Here is a 16,431-nt window from a genome sequence, read left to right as displayed (position 1 = left end):
TTAGTAGCGCAACATCTCCGCTACGAGGAAGGCCAACTCGAGCGCCTGCTCAGTGTTCAAGCGCGGGTCGCAGGCAGATTCGTAGCGGCCTGGCAGGTCAACGTCAGTGATGTCCTGCGCACCGCCGAGGCACTCGGTGACCGCTTCGCCGGTCAGCTCAATGTGGATGCCACCCGGGTGCGTGCCCAACTGACGGTGCACCTCGAAGAAGCCCTGGACCTCATCCAGAATCTTGTCAAAGTGCCTGGTCTTGTAACCATTTGACGCCGTAAACGTGTTGCCGTGCATCGGGTCGCTTTGCCAAATCACCTTATGGCGAGATGCCTCGACGGCGTTGACGATGCCTGGCAACACTTCGCGAATCTTGTCGTGCCCCATCCGGATCACCATCGTCAAACGGCCAGGCTCGAAATTCGGGTCGAGCTTATCCGCGTACGCCACGGCTTCTTCCGGAGTGGTCGTCGGCCCCAACTTGATGCCGATCGGGTTATCGATCATCGCGGCGAAGTTCACATGGAAGTCATCGAGATCGCGAGTGCGCTCGCCGATCCACAGCTGATGCGCGGACAGGTCATACAGCCGCGTCTCCCCCTGATCGTCTTCGGCGAGGCGCAGCATTGCGCGCTCGTAGTCCACAAGCAGAGCTTCGTGGGAGGCGTAAATCTCCGAGGTCCGGAGGTGTTCGTCGCTCACGCCACAAGCATCCATGAACGCAAGCGAGCGCGAAATCTCACGGCCGAGCGCCTCGTAGCGTGCACCCGCCGGCGAGTTGGTCACAAACTCGCGGTTCCAAGTGTTGATGTTGTGCAGGTCCGCGGTACCGGACGCAGTAAGCGCACGAACCAGGTTCATAGCCGCAGACGCATTTGCGTACGCGCGGACCATGCGAGCGGGATCATGGCGACGCGCCTCCGGAGTCGGTTCGACGCCATTGACGATGTCACCGCGGTAATTCGGCAAGCCGTTGCCGTCGAGATCGGATGAACGTGGCTTTGCGTACTGCCCGGCGATACGCCCGAGCTTCACTACGGGCATCGACGCGCCATACGTCAACACCGCCGCCATCTGCAAGAGTGTACGCACGTTCGCGCGGATATGAGGCTCTGTGTTGGACTCAAATGTCTCTGCGCAGTCACCACCCTGAAGCAAAAACGCCTCACCGTTAGCGACCTTCGCCATTTTCTGCTTGAGCTCTTCAACCTCTGGGGCAAGAACTACCGGCGGTACAGATTCGAGAATCTTCCGCACATACTCAGCCTCATGACGGTCCCAGCTCGGCTGCTGCTTTGCGTCACGCGACAACGCGTCCTGGAACTGTGCATTGAGGTCTCCCGGGAGCGGTGGCAAATCGGGGAGAACTTCTTTGGGGATATCTACTGTCCAACTCACACTTAATGTTTAGCACGAAGCTGCGACGAATACCACAACTTTGCGGCGCGAATACCTGCACAGACTCAAAGTGTGAAACGCGCGTCTCACGATCTAGACGCGCGGCCAAGCCGGTCAAGCGGCAAATACTCCGCGCATACGCGGTACTTCTTCAAGTTATGGCGCGCATCTACCAATGCATCGTGGTTCCCGCGCGGCACCTGTGGCAGCCTCGGCCGCCCCGCCATTTCCCAGTACTGCTTCAGCTCACGAGTAAAGCGCGGAAGGTTCTTCGGCAACCCGGTCATGTCACCCCACAGCTGCGCCAGCACAACGTGATCGTACGCCCCCACCCATGCCCAAAGCTCCGGGGCAGAGCGGGGCGTCGTCAAGAAATCGTAGACCTCGCTGCGGATCTGCTCCCGCGACTTCCATGCGGGGTGACCCGCACCGGGCAGTTTATCCAAGACATTGTCGCGCACCCACTGGTTCGCACGCGTGGCGTCAAACTCATTGGACACCGCGTAGTATTCACGGCCGTCCTCCGCGACGATGCCGATGGAGACTAGCTCAATGGTCGAGCCGTCTTCGATGAACTCTGTGTCGTAAAAGTAACGCACTAGTTCGCCTCACCCTCCGGGCCCTCAGGTTTGCGTGGCCAAAACATCACCGCTGCAACGAACAGTACGAGTAGCGGCGAAATCACATTCCTGGCTATCTCAAGATCACTCGTGACGAGATACGCTCCCACCGCGCAGCACACGAGCACAATACGAGTAACGAGGTCCCGGTCCATCAAACGTCCTTACTTAATCCTCTTCGGGCTCGGCGCCCTCAGGGTAGCGCCCCGTCTCTTCCAGATGCTTTTTGACGTCCGAAGCATACACATCCACGTACGGGTACCCGGACAACGCAGACATCTTGTGCATCACGAAGTCCGTAAACGGACGCATCACCTCCCGCGAGTGCGGATCAAATCCGTGCTCCGTCGCCCAAGCGTGCGGGTCAATAGGTTCGCTGAGCTTGATGCGGACCTTCGCCGGGCGCGGAAGTACCGACCCGATCGGGTTCGCCTCGCGGGTGCCAATCATGGCCACCAAGATCACCGGCGCTCCCGTGTCCATCGCGACACGAGCCATACCGGTGCGCCCCTTGTAGATGCGACCATCCGGTGAACGCGTGCCTTCCGGGTAGATACCGAACACGTCGTTGCGATCAACAATCACCTCGCGCGCAGCCTGCTGCAGGTTCGCGCCCGCATTCGAATCACCGCGATGCACAGGGATCTGACCAACAGCGGTAAAGAAAAACCGCTTGAACCTGCCCCTCAAACCAGGTTGTGTAAAGTACTCGCTCTTCGCCGGAAACGTGATTTGCCGACGCAGCATCAGCGGCAGATAGAACGAATCCATCACCGCTTGGTGGTTCGAGACAAGAATGACGCCACCTTCGTCCGGCACATGCTCCGCGCCTTCAATCGTGGGACGGTTCCACACGAGCAGCGCTGGACCTAGCAACGCTTTAAACGCCGAATACCACTTGTTATGCACGGTGTCTCCCTGCTAGATCCTCACGAGCCAAGTCTGCGACACCGATCATACCTGCCTGCGGGCCCAGCTCTGCGCATAGAATCTCCGGAACAGGGCGGTACCCGGAGCCAACCATGTTACGACGCAACGAATCCTTGGCATCTTCCATAAAGAGGTCTGCGTCGGCGCTCACGCCACCGCCAAGAACCACCAGGCCCGGATCCATAACGTCAGCCACTATCGACAAACCACGGCCCAGCCACTCCGCAAAACTCGCAAGCGCCTTCACGCCAAGCTCATCGCCCTCGCGTGCAGCCTCCATCACGTCATGGCCCGTCGCCCGCTTATCGACGACTTTCCGGTACAAACCGCACTTCTTAAAACCGCCGTGCGCTGCGACCTCCAAAGCACAGTCCACCAACGACGTGCCCGAGGCGTACCGCTCCAAGCAGCCCTGCTTACCGCAGGAACACACGCGACCATCTGGCACAACAGTCAAGTGCCCGAACTCGGGGGCAGTGCCGAACGATCCGCGGTAAATCTTGCCATCAATCATCAGCGTTGCGCCGATACCGGTACCGACGGCAAAGAACACCCAGATATCCGCATCCTTTGCTGCGCCAAATCGGTATTCACCCCAGGCTGCCGCGTTCGCGTCGTGCTCAAGGCGGACTGGTAGCCCCAGAGCCTCCTCAAGCTGCGCCCGAACCGGCTGGTCGTTGCGCCACGGCAAATGCGGGGCGAACCGCACGATCTCGCAGTCCGGGTCAAGAAAACCGGCGATAGCCAAGCCGACAGCATCAACCACGTACTCCCGCTGCAGCTGCCGCACCATATCGACGATGACGTCGATAAGCTCATCACCAGTCTGCGGAGTACCAGTAGATATCGATGCAACGATGCGCCCAGAGTCATCAACCACTGCTGCGCGAGTATTCGTCCCGCCGATATCAAAACCGACAGTCAGCTTGGATTCAGTAGACATACATGACCATGCTAGTCGCCGAGAGCCTGAGAAAATAATAATTTCTCACACCGCTCCCCCAACACCTGCCACGAAAACTCCCGCTGCACATGGCGTCGACCCGCCTCCCCCATCGATTCCCGCAGCAGGGGATCACGCAGCAGACGCACCAACGCCGCGACAAGTGCATCATCATTCTTATCGACGACCACTCCGCTGTGGTCCGTCACCGTTTCCGGCGCACCGCCCGAATCACCAGCGACCACCGGCACCTCACACGCCTGGGCCTCGAGAAACACAATCCCGAGACCCTCAACGTCGAGGCCTCCGCCGCGGGTACGAACCGGCATCGCGAACACGTCTGCAGCCGCAACGATTCGACACAGGTCATCGTCGCTGACCCGCCCGGTGAACCTGACACCGTCGACGCCCTCCGCCATCGCGTGAAGCCGACGGGCATACGGCCCCTCCCCAACAATCACCAACTGTGCACCCGGCACCCGCTGGCGCACTCGCGGCAGGACGCGGATCAACCGGTCTTGCCCTTTGCGTTTCACCAGACGCGACGCACACACAATCAGCGGAGACTCCGCGCCGATTCGGAACGAAGCTCTGGTCTCCAACTTCTCCTGCTGCGTTGCGGGCGCGTAGCGGGACGTCGATACGCCTGAGGGAAGCGCAACGAACTGAGGATTCGGACCAAACGCTTCCTTGAATCGCCCCAGTGTGTACTCCGAAATGTACGTGATTACATCGGCACTACCGCCAATCGTTCGCAGCAGTCGACGACCAACGCGAAACATTGACCACCCGACCTCATGGCCATGCGTCGTTGCCACAACCCGCGAAGCACCCGCACGCTTCGCAGCACCCCCCATCACTCCAAGAGGAGCTGCAGCACCAAACCACACCGTATCGACGTGCTGTTCCCTGATAATTCGCTGCATCATCCTCCGGACAGCAGGAGTAGGCAACATCACCGGAAAAGGCCAACGAATAATCGTGTACGGCTGTTCCGCATCCCATGCGAGAGCAGCCGCCTTATCCTGCATCGAGGCAAACACAATGATGCTCTGCGCCCCACGACGGTGAACGACCTCCTGCACATAATCCCGCAAGTACGACTGAATCCCACCGACAGTCGGTGGGAAATCATTCGTCACCAATAAAACAGTCATGGTGCCTAGTAACGGACAGCGCCCTGGACCGGCATCGAATTCAACGGGACAACCTGAACCGGAATACCGTAGTCAGAGGCATGCACAACCATGCCGTCGCCGATATACATGCCAACGTGCGTCACTCCCGGGTAATAACCGACAATGTCACCTGGCTGCAGATCCCCCATGCTCACCGGCATGCCACCAGCAAGCTGAGCCTGCGAGGTACGCGGGATCGCCTTACCGTTCTGCCCGTAAGCCCACACCATGAGCCCAGAGCAGTCGAACGCCGACGGCCCCGTCGCGCCCCAGCCATAAGGCTTGCCAACCTGCGCGAGCGCGGCACCGACAACCCCATCCCCCACCGGAGGCAACGAGCCAGCATCAACGGGGTGCAGACGTCCCTCCCACAACGAACGCGCTTCCGGCGACAAATTATCGACGCGCGCCTCAATCTCCTCAATCTGTCCCTGCAGCGCCTCGCGCTCACGCTCGAGCTTCGAACGCTTTGAATCAAGGTCATTTCGGAGATACTGCGCTTCCGCAAGGGCTACGTTTGCAGCATTCGCCTTCGTTGCCGCGTCCTGGGCAGCGCCTTCGTACTCGCGGAGCACGCTTTGCTGCTTGCGGGACAGCGAATCCAGGTACGCAGCACGGTCAATAGCAGTCTGGGGACTACCAGAGTCCAGCGTTGTAAGGATCACATCGGCCTGGACGTTGCGGTACCGGGAAGCAGCGAGGCGGTCTACTTCCCTTTGGAGATCATCACGAGCGATTTTCGCAGCTTGGACTTGGGTACGCGCATCCGCCGCGTCAGACTGCAAGCGCTCAAGTTCCTCCGACTTCGCGGCAATATCATCCTCGACGCCCTTGAGCTCTTCTACCTTTGCGGTGACCTCATGCGAAAGCTCATCAACCTGATGAATCAGTTCCTCGACATCATCCGCTACTGCGGACGGAGCAGCAACGCTACTGCCCACAACGACAGAGAGCGATGCACCCAGCGCCACGCGCTTCCCCCAGGAACGCCCATTTGCAACATGACGCGCATGTAAAGAGTGTTTAGCCACTTAAAGCCCCTTCGCTGGCAAGAAAAACTATCACCAATATAGCGAGAGGGGCTTAAAGTTACAATCTTGTAATTCTTCTGCCGACCCCCACCACAATCGTTTGGATCGGCCGATAAATACCGTGCTTAGAAGCGCACAGCGGAGTGCACTGGCATCATGTGCAGCGGACGCTCAGCGACCGGTGCGTTGGTGTTCAGTGCATCAATGATGGTGCCGTTGCCGGTGTAGATACCAACGTGGGAAGCGCCACCGTAGTAAGCCACGATGTCACCAGGCTGAAGCTGATCAAGCGGAACCGGAGTACCCGCAGCCGCCTGCGCCTGCGAGGTACGAGGGATGGACTTACCAGCCTGCGCATATACCCAGGAGGTGAAACCGGAGCAGTCGAACACGTTCGGGCCCGCAGCGCCGTATACGTATGCAGCACCAATCTTTGTACGTGCAATATCGACCAGGCGCTGACCTGCGGAGACCTGCGGCGCTGGAGCAACTGCCGGCGCAGCAACGTTTGCGGAGTATGCCTTCGCGACTGGCGCCTTGAACTGAGCCTCGACGTTTGCCAGCCATGCACCAAACGAAGGTACGTTGTTGACGCCAGGAACCGCTCGAACCTGCGCAATTGCCGTAGGGACATCAGCATTGGACTTCTGACCTGCCAGGGATGGGATCCAAGCCTCGATGCCAGGAATCGCAGCGATGCCCGGCACGTTCTCAATACCTGGGACCTGAACAGCTACCGGCGAGTTCGGGACGCGAACCTCAGCCGCCTCTGCAGAGATTGGCGAGAGCAGCGAGGCACCTGCAGCTGCTGCGGTCACTACCGCGACGTTACGTGCAGTGCTGTGTGCCTGACGACGGTGCTTAGCCATAATTGTAAAACTCCATATCTTCTCTTTTGCCGACCGAGTTAGCTGACGGGTTGGGCTAGAGAACCAGCCTTACGACTTCCACGGAAAACTCCGCTCTCGTTCGCATTCACCCCAGAGAGAAAATCCTGCTTGGGTCCCCGGCTTCCCGAAGCCACTAAGGCTCAGGGAATTAGGCGTTATATGTACTTACTGTTTGCTTTCAACGGCTGTTGCTGCAATGTCTCGATTAGGTTACGAAACGGAAACATCTTTGTCCAACGACACGGCCGTTATCGTTCCGTTATTTTTCCCTCCCCTCATTCCGCGCGAATTTTCCTGAGAACTACAAGCAGAGCGCCACAATGTACCGAACCTGACGAATGACCTTCTACCTGCGCTTTTGCGAACCTTCCTCACCTGTACACAGAGAGCCGATTTGGTAAGAATGCACTAAATCACTCTTATGTGACATTACTCACTAATATTGTGTAACGCTTCCATAACGCTTCGAAATGGCTTCAAATTCCTCCGCCTTCAGACGTGAAGCGGTGAGCCATTGCTCCGCATTTATACCAAGTGCCGTAACAGAACGAAGCCTGAAGTGGGCTTGTGTCATAGCACGAGTGAGATAAAGGTGCTGGGTTCCAAAAGTGAACTGACCAGACATACAAAAACGCCCTGGCCAGCTGTACTCTCGTACAACCAACCAGGGCGCCTTGAGCGACCGCTAGTGTGTTAGAGCCTATTCAGAAGCATTGCGGTCATCGAGGTGTTTGGTTTCCTCGAGCTTGCGCAACGTCTCGATCTCCTCATGGTGGTTCTCGCGCTGCGCGTCCCGGACGCGCTCGGAAACGCCAAGCTCAGCAGGTTTGAACTTACCGATGGTCTCGGAGTCAGCGAAGCCGAGCTGGTTGAGGCGCTTCGGAACCGGAGCACCAGCGTAATCGAGCGGCACTGGGTGTCCATGCTCGTCGACTGGGCCAAGCGGCTGGTGGATCTCCACAAACGCACCGTTAGGCAGCTTCTTGATGATGCCCGTTTCGATACCGTGCTCCAGAACCTCACGGTCGGAACGCTGCAGACCAACACAGATACGGTAGGTCAGCCAGTATGCGAACGGCGGCAAGACAATGAGACCGATGCGACCGAACCAGGTCATCGCGTTCAGCGAGATCTGGAAGAAGTGAGCAACGTGGTCGTTGCCACCGGAAATCGTCAGCAACAGGAAGAACACGAGTGCCATCACACCGAGGCCGGTACGCACTGGAACGTCACGTGGGCGCTGCAGCAGGTTGTGGTGCGCCGTGTCACCGGTCACCTTCGCTTCGATGAACGGGTAGCTGATCAGCAGGACGACCATGACGCCACACATGAGGGCAACCCAGAAGGCACCCGGAATGGTGTACGGGCCGAGGTAGAGCTCCCACGCTGGCATGACACGAGCTGCGCCGTCAGTCCACAGCATGTAAACGTCAGGCTGCGAACCGGCAGAGACCTGCGACGGGTTGTATGGGCCGATGTTCCAAATGCCGTTGATGGTGGTCAGACCAGCCATAGCAGCGAGGACACCGAAGACAACCATCATGAAGCCGATCGCCTTGACTGCGAAGACCGGCATAATGCGGATGCCAACAACGTTGTTCTCCGTACGGCCGGGGCCTGGGAACTGGGTATGCTTCTGGAACCAGACGAGCAGCAGGTGCGCTGCGATCAGAGCCAGGATCACGCCCGGGAGGATCAGAACGTGCAAGATGTAGAAGCGGTCCAGCATAAGGTCAGACGGGAAGTCGCCGCCGAAGATTGCCCAGTGCATCCAGGTACCGATGATCGGGATACCAACAATAATGGCAGACATAATACGGAGGCCAACACCAGAGAGCAGGTCGTCTGGCAGGGAGTAACCCATGAAGCCTTCGGCCATGCCGATGAGAATCAGGGTAACGCCGATGACCCAGTTAGCCTCACGTGGGCGGCGGAACGCACCGGTGAAGAAGATACGCATCATGTGGGCGAACATCGCCATCATGAACATCAGCGCAGCCCAGTGGTGCATCTGACGAACGAACAGGCCACCGCGGACCTCGAATGAAATATTCAGAGCCGTGGCGTACGCGCGTGACATTTCCACGCCGTTGAGCGGTAGGTACCCGCCGTCGTAGATCACCTTCGTAATGGAAGGGTCAAAGAACAGCGCGAGGTAAATACCTGTCAGCAGCAAGATAATGAAGCTGTACAGCGCCATCTCACCGAGCATGAAAGACCAGTGGCTCGGGAAGACCTTATTCAACTGTGGCCGGAGGAAACCGGCTACCGTGTACCGCGAATCAACGTTGTCCGCGGCTTGTGCAAGTTTAGTACTCATTAGGATTTACGCTCCCAGAATGCCGGGCCGACGGGCTCGATGAAGTTTCCGTTGGCGATGAGGTAACCGTCTTCGTCAACAGTCACAGGAAGCTGAGGCAGAGCACGGGCAGCCGGTCCGAAGATCGGTTTGCCGTACTGCAGTGCGTCGAACTGCGACTGGTGGCACGGACAAAGGATGCGGTTCGTCTGCGCTTCGTAAAGCGAGGTCGGGCAACCAATGTGCGTACAAATCTTGGAGTATGCGTAGTAATCCCCGTAGTGGAAATCTTCCTGACCTTCACGCTCAACGACGCGGCGTGCGTCTTCCGAGCGGAGGCGGATCAGCATAACTGCATTACGAGGGCCATGCAGCGAGTGCATGTGATGTTCGTATACGTCTCGCTCTGGGTCGTAAATGTCACCATCGTTGACATCCTCCGGGTAGAGCGGGAATACCGTCTCCATGGAAGCAGCAGCGAGGTCTTCTGGACGCATACGCACCAGGCGGGAAACACCTGCCGTGGAGTAGTGCGAGCCAGCTACGCCTTCGTGCAGCTCGGCGATCGCGCCAGTGTCGCGACCGAGGTAAACCTTGACGCCCTTCTCCTGCATGGTCCACCCGTGTGTCCAAAGCGTGCCATCACCTAAGTAGTTAAGGTCGTGGCGCTTCTTCCACGGGTTTTTGATCATGCCACCGAGGGGTGCAACGACCATGAGGCCGGCGAGAACACCAGCGGTGCCAAGCAGACCCTTCATTGCCTTACGACGACCAAGGGTGGAAGTCTCCCAGGCATCATTCAGAAGAGCGGTCGTCGTGCGACGGTCCAATTCGGAAGAGCGGCCGTCGTGACGACGCTGTACGGAGATCTCCTCAGGGATGAACTTCTTCACGTACTGGACGATCGCGATACCCAGGGCGGCAAAACCGACACCAGAGGTAAGGCCGAGCAGTGGCGTGTAAAGCGTGTAAACCCAGAGTCCTTCATCGCCATGGAAGCGTGGCTCCCATGGCCAGAAGAGATAGACACCGAGGAACGCGATTCCGCAGAGCACCGAAATAATCAACCAAATGTTGATTCCGAGCTCGGAAGACTTCTCGCGTGGGTCGCCATCAACTGGGAACCGCTCCTTGCGGTACGCAACGGTGACGTCGTCGAGTTCCGTGCCCAGAGCAGCGAGCTCCGCATTATTCATGCGGTCCAAATCTTGGGATGTGTAGTTCTTGTTTACTTCACTCATGAGCGCGATCCAATCCAGATAGCTGCGGCAGCAACGAGCGTTACGCCGATCATCCACATAGCCATACCTTCAGAAACTGGGCCAAGGCCACCAAGGGCGTAACCGCCAGGGCTTGGGGTTTCCTTCGAGGACTTAATAAACGCAATGATGTCGCGCTTCTCGTCGGCGCTGAGCTGGCGATCCGAGAACTTTGGCATGTTCTGCGGGCCAGTCAGCATCGCCTGGTAGATCTCCTGCTCATTCGCAGGGTCCAACTCCGGCGCATACTTACCAGAAGATAGTGCGCCACCGCGGCCGGTGAAGTTGTGGCAAGACGCGCAGTTCAAGCGGAAGAGCTCGCCGCCACGTGCGACGTCGCCAGCCTGAATCTGGCCATCGTAGTTCTTACCGCGAAGCTCTTCCTTCGCGAGTGAACCGTCTGGGTTGTACACCAGCTCCGGTCCCCCACCGTTGGCAGCAACATAGGCAGCCAGTGCCAGTGCTTGGGACTCGGTGTAACGAGGACGCTTGCGTTCAGCCTGAGCGTCATTCGACATCATCGGCATACGTCCGGAGTTGACCTGGAAGTACACAGCACCTTCGCCGGTGCCGATCAGGGACGGGCCGCGGCCTTCAACACCCTGGAGGTTTGCGCCATGGCAAGTGATGCAAGCGACGTCGTAAATGTCCTTGCCTTCTTGAATCATTGCCTGGTCATCTTTTTGCGCAGTAGCGACCTGCGCGTTCGGGGCAAGCGCCGATGCGAGGAAACCCGCACCCGTGAGGCCGAGCGTCAAGGCTGCTGCACCAGCAAAGGTGCGCTGCGCCTTGCGCCGACTGCGCTTTTTCTTAGGTGATTTTTCCATCTTGTTCCCTTTGAGCGTCAGTGTCTAATACAGATAAATGGCCTTCCGTCATTTCGACGGCGACTCTACGTATCAGATACCTATTGAACGATATACAGAGTAATGAAGACGCCGACCCAAATTACGTCAACAAAGTGCCAGTAGTAAGAGGTCACCATTGCTGCAGTAGCTTGTGCCGGAGTGAACTTCGACTTAGATACGCGGAGCAGCACAACCACGAAGGCAATGATGCCGGCGGTCACGTGCGCCATGTGGAAGCCAGTGATGATGAAGAACACTGACCCGAAGACACTCGCCTGAATGGTCACGCCGTGCATGATCATTTCTCCCCACTCGAAAGCCACGAGTCCGAGGAAGACAACGCCAAGCACGATAGTTACCGTGAACCATTTGCGGAGCCCAAAAACGTCACCCCTTTCTGCTGCAAATACGCCGAACTGAGAAGTCACGGAAGAAGACACAAGCACGATCGTGATGATCAAGCCGAACATCACGTTCAGGTGTGCCGTCTGGTTATCCCAGTCGCCTGCGGTCATACCGTTTGCACGCGAGGTGAAATACATCGCGAACAAACCGGCAAAGAACATCAACTCTTGGGCGAGGAACGCGATCGTGCCAACGCTGACCATGTTTGGTCGGTTCAGCGCCGGGACACGATTCTGCGGTGTCGCCATACCTTGGTTAGAAATTGCGGTCGTCACGCATGTGATTATCCCCTGTTTTCGGGTCAAAGTCATCTCCTTTCACCCACAAACTTTCCGGCAGATTTCGCGCTAACCTGCCTTTTCTGGCCTAATAGCGCTCGAAGGAAATAACTTTCTGCAATACCGGGAACTTTTCTAGCCACTCATCCGACTACATCAATGCAGGTCACAACTTTCTCGACTTCATTCAGCTCACTTTCGGCTGATTTTTAGGCAATCCAGGATTCTTTTTCATCGATTCTTTGCGGTGTTTCAAAAGTTCCCAATAGTGATGGGACTCACATTACACCGCTGCCGTTTTCGACTGCAGACCTACTTTCGTATGACCCCCAAGTGTTACGAATGAGTTCAACCGAAAGGATGAAAATAGCAAGCAAAAATCCCCCTCAGCCTTAGCTGAAGGGGATCAGTTTTCGCCGACACCTCCCGAAGGCGGGGAGGTCAGCGAATCTTTAGTGCTTCTCGCGCGGGATACCGTACTGCAGATTCAGCTGCGTAGTGGTCCACACGAGGAATACTGCGCCAAACACGACGAGCCACAGCTGCCAGAATGCAATTCCGAGTCCGAGGAACATAACCGCACCAGACATTGCGAACGGCCAGATGGAGCTTGGCGAGAAGAAGCCGAGCACGCCTGCGCCATCTTCAACCTCTGCCTCTTCCCAGTCTTCCGGAACAACGTCCATGCGACGCTCGGTGATGTCGAGGTAGACAGCGAGCATGAAGCAGAGCGCAGTAGCGAGAACCAAGCCAACGCCACCGACCCATTCGAGCCCGTAGAGGTAAGCATCTTCACCAATCCACGCTGTGCTGATCATGTAGAAGACTGCCATCAGCGCCAGGAAGGTACCGATTGCGTAGAAAACTTTTGAACCAGTTGCCATTTCTCTGCCTTCTCTTTCTATACCGTCGCGTTAGGGTCGTTGGTGTTGTTGCCGTCGCGGGTGCCGTGGCGGTCAGACACGAACGGACGTGTGGAGGTGGCGTACGGCGCTTCGCCGATAGATGCGAGCGCATCGGAGTTTGGCGCCTCAGGGTTGTCAATACGGAACTGAATGTACTGAGCAAACTTTTCTGGGGTCACGGCACGAACCTCGAAGTTCATCATCGAGTGGTAAGTACCGCACATCTCGGCACAGCGACCAACGAATGCGCCAGTCTTATCGATCTTCTCAATCTGGAATGCACGCTGCTGCTGGTTCACCTCTGGGTGAGCGTAGGTATCACGCTTGAAGAGGAATTCAGGAACCCAGAATGCGTGGTTCACGTCACCGGACGCGAGGCGGAACTCAATCGCACGATCGGTTGGCAGGACGAGCACCGGAACCTCTTCGGTAGTACCGAGAGTCTCAATCTCATTGAAATTGAGGTACGAGAGGTCACCGGTAGAAGTGCCGTGGATCGGGTTCGGGTTCTTAATATTCTCGTCGTCGTACTTCGTTGCCTCGGCCTTGGCCTGACGCTCGGTGTCAACACCGTCATATGCCTGACCGTTAGAGGTGAACTCGCCGTCAACGTTTGCGTAGCCAAACTTCCAGTTCCACTGGTATGCGGTTACGTCAACCGTCACCTTCGGGTCCTTGCCGAGGGCTGTAGTCTTCGTCTGCGCCTGGACGGTGAAGAAGAAGAGCACCATAACAATGACGATCGGAATGATCGTCAGCACAAGTTCCAGCGGCACGTTGTACTGGAGCTGCTTCGGGAACTCAGACTTGCCGCGCTTCTCCTGGCTCTTCGCGTTCCACTTGAAGATCGCAGTGAGGAACAAGCCCCACATGATGATGCCGATAATCCATGCTGCAACCCAGGTCCATACCCAGAAGTTGTACATCTGCTCACCCTCAGGGGTAACAGGATCTGGCCAACCCATATCCAGCACCTTCGAGAGCGCCTCTGGCGGTGCAACCTCACAGCCCGTCAGCGCGAGACCGCCCAGCAGGAGCGATCCGGCAACTGCGATTTTCTTCGCGAAGTTGCGGTCCTTTACCTTTTCCACGTGTGTCTGCCTTCCTGTCCACACTCGCTGTTTACGGCAGGACGCACAAACAGGTGCGCCCAAGCATTGTTACTCCGTCAGAATAGTGGATAAGGCGCATCGCCTCTGAATTCTTTTGATTTTGAGTCGAGGTAAGCATTCGTGGTCAGCTGACATCTTTTACCGTGTATGCAAAAGCCGTGCACTCAACGGGTTTTGCATAAAACGGTACAAACGTCCTGGTAAGAGCTTTATTTTTCACTCAAATTGCTCAACCATAAGTTGGCCCCCTTTTGGGGACCGAATAAAGGATGAAGAATTTCCGCATTTTGGCGCTGGTTTCGTTGGTTCGCGCATCTCCTACAGAAAACCCTATTGTTGATTGGAAGAAATGCTTCGTGGCCCAGCACTCCGCACGGCTGCGTACACCTTATATATAGGAGAGGTTTTCAAGTCTATGTGTGGCCTGTTGGCTCTACTCACCACAAACAGCAATGCCGCAAGCTTCGTGGAAGCCGCGGAACGTGCGTTGCCCTGCATGTATCACCGTGGCCCTGATGCCGCCGGCACCTGGAACGACGACCACGCCGTTTTTGGTTTCAACCGCCTTGCCATTATCGATCTCGAGCATTCTCACCAACCCCTACGCTGGGGCCCGAAGGAGAATCCGGAGCGCTACGCGCTGACGTTCAACGGCGAGATTTATAACTACATCGAGCTTCGCGAGGAACTGCAGGAGGCAGGCTACGATTTCAATACCTCGGGGGACGGCGAGCCAATCGTTGTTGGCTTCCACCACTGGGGAGAGAAGGTTGTCGAACACCTGCGAGGCATGTTCGCGTTTGTCATTTGGGACACCGAGACACAGCGTATGTTCGCGGCACGTGATCAATTCGGCATTAAGCCCTTGTTTTACGCTACTACCCCGGTAGGCACTGTGTTCGCTTCCGAGAAAAAGTCCATCCTAGAAATGGCTCCAGAGCTGGAGATTGGTCTCGACCTATATCGGCGAGCTATCGAGCACTACGTTGACCTGCAGTATGTTCCCGAACCAGAAACGTTGCACGAGAGCATTCGACGTGTGGAGTCTGGCTGCACGGTGTCACTGACGCCTGGCGGTGAAGTCACATCGGAGCGCTACTTCAAACCACACTTCAAGCCACAGCAAATCCCACAAGGTCAAGAGCAGAAGCTTTACGACAGGATCGCTCAGGCGCTCGAAGACTCCGTCGAGAAGCATATGCGAGCGGACGTCACCGTCGGCTCCTTCCTCTCGGGCGGCATTGATTCGACAGCGATTGCGGCCCTGGCGAAGAGGCACAATCCAAACTTGCTGACGTTTACCACCGGCTTCGAGCGCGAGGGCTACTCCGAGGTAGACGTGGCTGCGGAGTCCGCTGAGGCGATTGGTGTTGAGCACATCGTGAAGATTGTCTCGCCTGAAGAGTACGCGGACGCGGTGCCGAAGATCATGTGGTACCTCGATGATCCGGTCGCGGACCCTTCGCTTGTCCCGCTGTTCTTCGTCGCACAGGAGGCCCGCAAGCACGTCAAGGTGGTGCTCTCGGGTGAGGGTGCCGACGAGCTGTTCGGTGGGTACACCATCTATAAGGAACCGCTGTCGCTCGCGCCGTTCGAGAAGTTGCCGACGCCTCTTCTACGGGGACTGAACAGGCTAAGCCGTGTGCTGCCGGAAGGCATGAAGGGCAAGAGCTTACTCGAACGCGGTACGACCCCAATGGAGGACCGTTACTACGGTAACGCTCGTTCCTTTAACTTCGAGCAACTACAGCGTGTGCTGCCTTGGGCGAAGCATGATTGGGACCACCGCGAGGTCACCGCGCCGATTTACGCCACATCGACAGAGATGGATCCAGTTGCCCGGATGCAAAACTTGGACCTGTTTACCTGGATGCGCGGCGATATCTTGGTCAAGGCGGACAAGATGAACATGGCGAACTCGCTGGAGTTGCGCGTGCCGTTCCTGGATAAGGAGGTCTTTGAGGTCGCACAGACGATTCCGTACGACCAGAAGATCGCGCACGGCACCACCAAGTACGCGTTGCGTAAGGCGATGGAGCAGATCGTTCCGCCGCATGTTCTCCACCGCAAGAAGCTGGGATTCCCTGTTCCGATGCGCCACTGGCTGGCCGGCGATGAGCTCTTTGGTTGGGCGCAGGACACGATCCGTGATTCGCAGACCGACCATATCTTCGCCAAGGACCAGGTGCTGGAGATGCTCAAGGAGCACCGTGACGGTGTTTCCGATCATTCGCGTCGCCTTTGGACGGTGCTTGCGTTTATGATCTGGCACGGCATTTTTGTCGAGCATCGCATTGATCCGGGCATCGAGCACAAGGAATACCCGGTTCAGCTTTAAGGAGGA

15 protein-coding genes and 1 riboswitch are annotated in these 16,431 nt (G+C 57.2%); of the genes, 1 reads left to right on the top strand and 14 read right to left on the bottom strand.

The genetic code is table 11. The features are described 5' to 3' along the window. The 14 genes from BJP05_RS03480 to BJP05_RS03420 all read right to left on the bottom strand — a co-directional run bounded on the left by BJP05_RS03480 (position 1) and on the right by BJP05_RS03420 (position 14,066). Positions 1-1,389 carry a class II 3-deoxy-7-phosphoheptulonate synthase gene (locus BJP05_RS03480; RefSeq protein WP_070362200.1) on the bottom strand — a complete coding sequence of 463 codons (1,389 nt, stop codon included), beginning with the start codon at positions 1,387-1,389 and terminating at the stop codon, positions 1-3. Positions 1,390-1,475: 86 nt separating this feature from the next. Next, entirely contained in the window at positions 1,476-1,988 is a 513-nt protein-coding gene (locus tag BJP05_RS03475) for a polyadenylate-specific 3'-exoribonuclease AS (protein ID WP_070362199.1), read from the bottom strand. Beyond that, positions 1,988-2,164 (bottom strand): hypothetical protein, encoded by a 177-nt coding sequence (locus BJP05_RS11280; RefSeq protein WP_168156176.1) that lies wholly within the window; start codon positions 2,162-2,164, stop codon positions 1,988-1,990. Before BJP05_RS11280 ends, BJP05_RS03475 begins: the two co-directional genes overlap by 1 nt. Before the next feature lie 13 nt (positions 2,165-2,177). Then, positions 2,178-2,918 (bottom strand): 1-acyl-sn-glycerol-3-phosphate acyltransferase, encoded by a 741-nt coding sequence (locus BJP05_RS03470; RefSeq protein WP_070362198.1) that lies wholly within the window; start codon positions 2,916-2,918, stop codon positions 2,178-2,180. Next, positions 2,911-3,882, bottom strand: coding sequence for an ROK family protein (locus tag BJP05_RS03465; RefSeq protein WP_070362197.1), 972 nt, complete (start codon positions 3,880-3,882; stop codon positions 2,911-2,913). Before BJP05_RS03465 ends, BJP05_RS03470 begins: the two co-directional genes overlap by 8 nt. Before the next feature lie 11 nt (positions 3,883-3,893). Next, on the bottom strand, positions 3,894-5,039 hold the full coding sequence (locus BJP05_RS03460) for a glycosyltransferase family 4 protein (RefSeq protein WP_070362196.1): 1,146 nt from the start codon (positions 5,037-5,039) through the stop codon (positions 3,894-3,896). Between the two features lie 5 nt (positions 5,040-5,044). Continuing rightward, the gene (locus BJP05_RS03455) at positions 5,045-6,091 is read right to left on the bottom strand and encodes a C40 family peptidase (protein WP_083433139.1); all 1,047 of its coding nucleotides are present in this window, start codon (positions 6,089-6,091) and stop codon (positions 5,045-5,047) included. Positions 6,092-6,216: 125 nt separating this feature from the next. Continuing rightward, positions 6,217-6,960 carry a C40 family peptidase gene (locus BJP05_RS03450; protein WP_070362194.1) on the bottom strand — a complete coding sequence of 248 codons (744 nt, stop codon included), beginning with the start codon at positions 6,958-6,960 and terminating at the stop codon, positions 6,217-6,219. Between the two features lie 14 nt (positions 6,961-6,974). After that, positions 6,975-7,146: riboswitch (cyclic di-AMP (ydaO/yuaA leader) on the bottom strand. 535 nt (positions 7,147-7,681) lie between these two features. Then, the gene (locus BJP05_RS03445; protein WP_070362193.1) at positions 7,682-9,301 is read right to left on the bottom strand and encodes a cytochrome bc complex cytochrome b subunit; all 1,620 of its coding nucleotides are present in this window, start codon (positions 9,299-9,301) and stop codon (positions 7,682-7,684) included. After that, complete coding sequence (locus BJP05_RS03440; protein WP_070362192.1) at positions 9,301-10,521, bottom strand: ubiquinol-cytochrome c reductase iron-sulfur subunit; 1,221 nt, start codon at positions 10,519-10,521, stop codon at positions 9,301-9,303. The genes BJP05_RS03445 and BJP05_RS03440 overlap by 1 nt, the downstream gene beginning before the upstream one ends. Beyond that, a complete protein-coding gene (locus BJP05_RS03435) occupies positions 10,518-11,366 on the bottom strand; it encodes a cytochrome c (RefSeq protein WP_070362191.1) in 849 nt (282 codons plus the stop codon). Before BJP05_RS03435 ends, BJP05_RS03440 begins: the two co-directional genes overlap by 4 nt. 80 nt (positions 11,367-11,446) lie before the next feature. Then, positions 11,447-12,067 (bottom strand): heme-copper oxidase subunit III, encoded by a 621-nt coding sequence (locus tag BJP05_RS03430; RefSeq protein ID WP_205634846.1) that lies wholly within the window; start codon positions 12,065-12,067, stop codon positions 11,447-11,449. Between the two features lie 455 nt (positions 12,068-12,522). Further along, entirely contained in the window at positions 12,523-12,954 is a 432-nt protein-coding gene (locus tag BJP05_RS03425; protein ID WP_070362190.1) for a cytochrome c oxidase subunit 4, read from the bottom strand. 17 nt (positions 12,955-12,971) lie between these two features. Next, entirely contained in the window at positions 12,972-14,066 is a 1,095-nt protein-coding gene (locus BJP05_RS03420; RefSeq protein ID WP_070362189.1) for a cytochrome c oxidase subunit II, read from the bottom strand. Between the two features lie 436 nt (positions 14,067-14,502). Between BJP05_RS03420 and asnB the strand changes: the two genes are divergently transcribed. Next, the gene (gene asnB, locus BJP05_RS03415) at positions 14,503-16,425 is read left to right on the top strand and encodes an asparagine synthase (glutamine-hydrolyzing) (protein ID WP_070362188.1); all 1,923 of its coding nucleotides are present in this window, start codon (positions 14,503-14,505) and stop codon (positions 16,423-16,425) included. The last annotated feature ends 6 nt before the right edge of the window (positions 16,426-16,431 follow it).

This window comes from Corynebacterium sp. NML98-0116, from assembly GCF_001767255.1.
Classification (GTDB): Bacteria; Actinomycetota; Actinomycetes; order Mycobacteriales; family Mycobacteriaceae; genus Corynebacterium; species Corynebacterium pseudogenitalium.
Note: the sequence above shows the minus strand (reverse complement) of the source record. Positions and strands in the feature narration are given on the sequence as shown.

Coding starts and splice junctions, on each gene's coding strand:
- BJP05_RS03450 (WP_070362194.1), bottom strand. CDS start 6,960: ATGGCTAAGCACCGTCGTCAGGCACACAGCACTGCACGTAACGTCGCG.
- BJP05_RS03425 (WP_070362190.1), bottom strand. CDS start 12,954: ATGGCAACTGGTTCAAAAGTTTTCTACGCAATCGGTACCTTCCTGGCG.
- BJP05_RS03445 (WP_070362193.1), bottom strand. CDS start 9,301: ATGAGTACTAAACTTGCACAAGCCGCGGACAACGTTGATTCGCGGTAC.
- asnB (WP_070362188.1), top strand. CDS start 14,503: ATGTGTGGCCTGTTGGCTCTACTCACCACAAACAGCAATGCCGCAAGC.
- BJP05_RS03440 (WP_070362192.1), bottom strand. CDS start 10,521: ATGAGTGAAGTAAACAAGAACTACACATCCCAAGATTTGGACCGCATG.
- BJP05_RS03465 (WP_070362197.1), bottom strand. CDS start 3,882: ATGTCTACTGAATCCAAGCTGACTGTCGGTTTTGATATCGGCGGGACG.
- BJP05_RS03435 (WP_070362191.1), bottom strand. CDS start 11,366: ATGGAAAAATCACCTAAGAAAAAGCGCAGTCGGCGCAAGGCGCAGCGC.
- BJP05_RS11280 (WP_168156176.1), bottom strand. CDS start 2,164: ATGGACCGGGACCTCGTTACTCGTATTGTGCTCGTGTGCTGCGCGGTG.
- BJP05_RS03460 (WP_070362196.1), bottom strand. CDS start 5,039: ATGACTGTTTTATTGGTGACGAATGATTTCCCACCGACTGTCGGTGGG.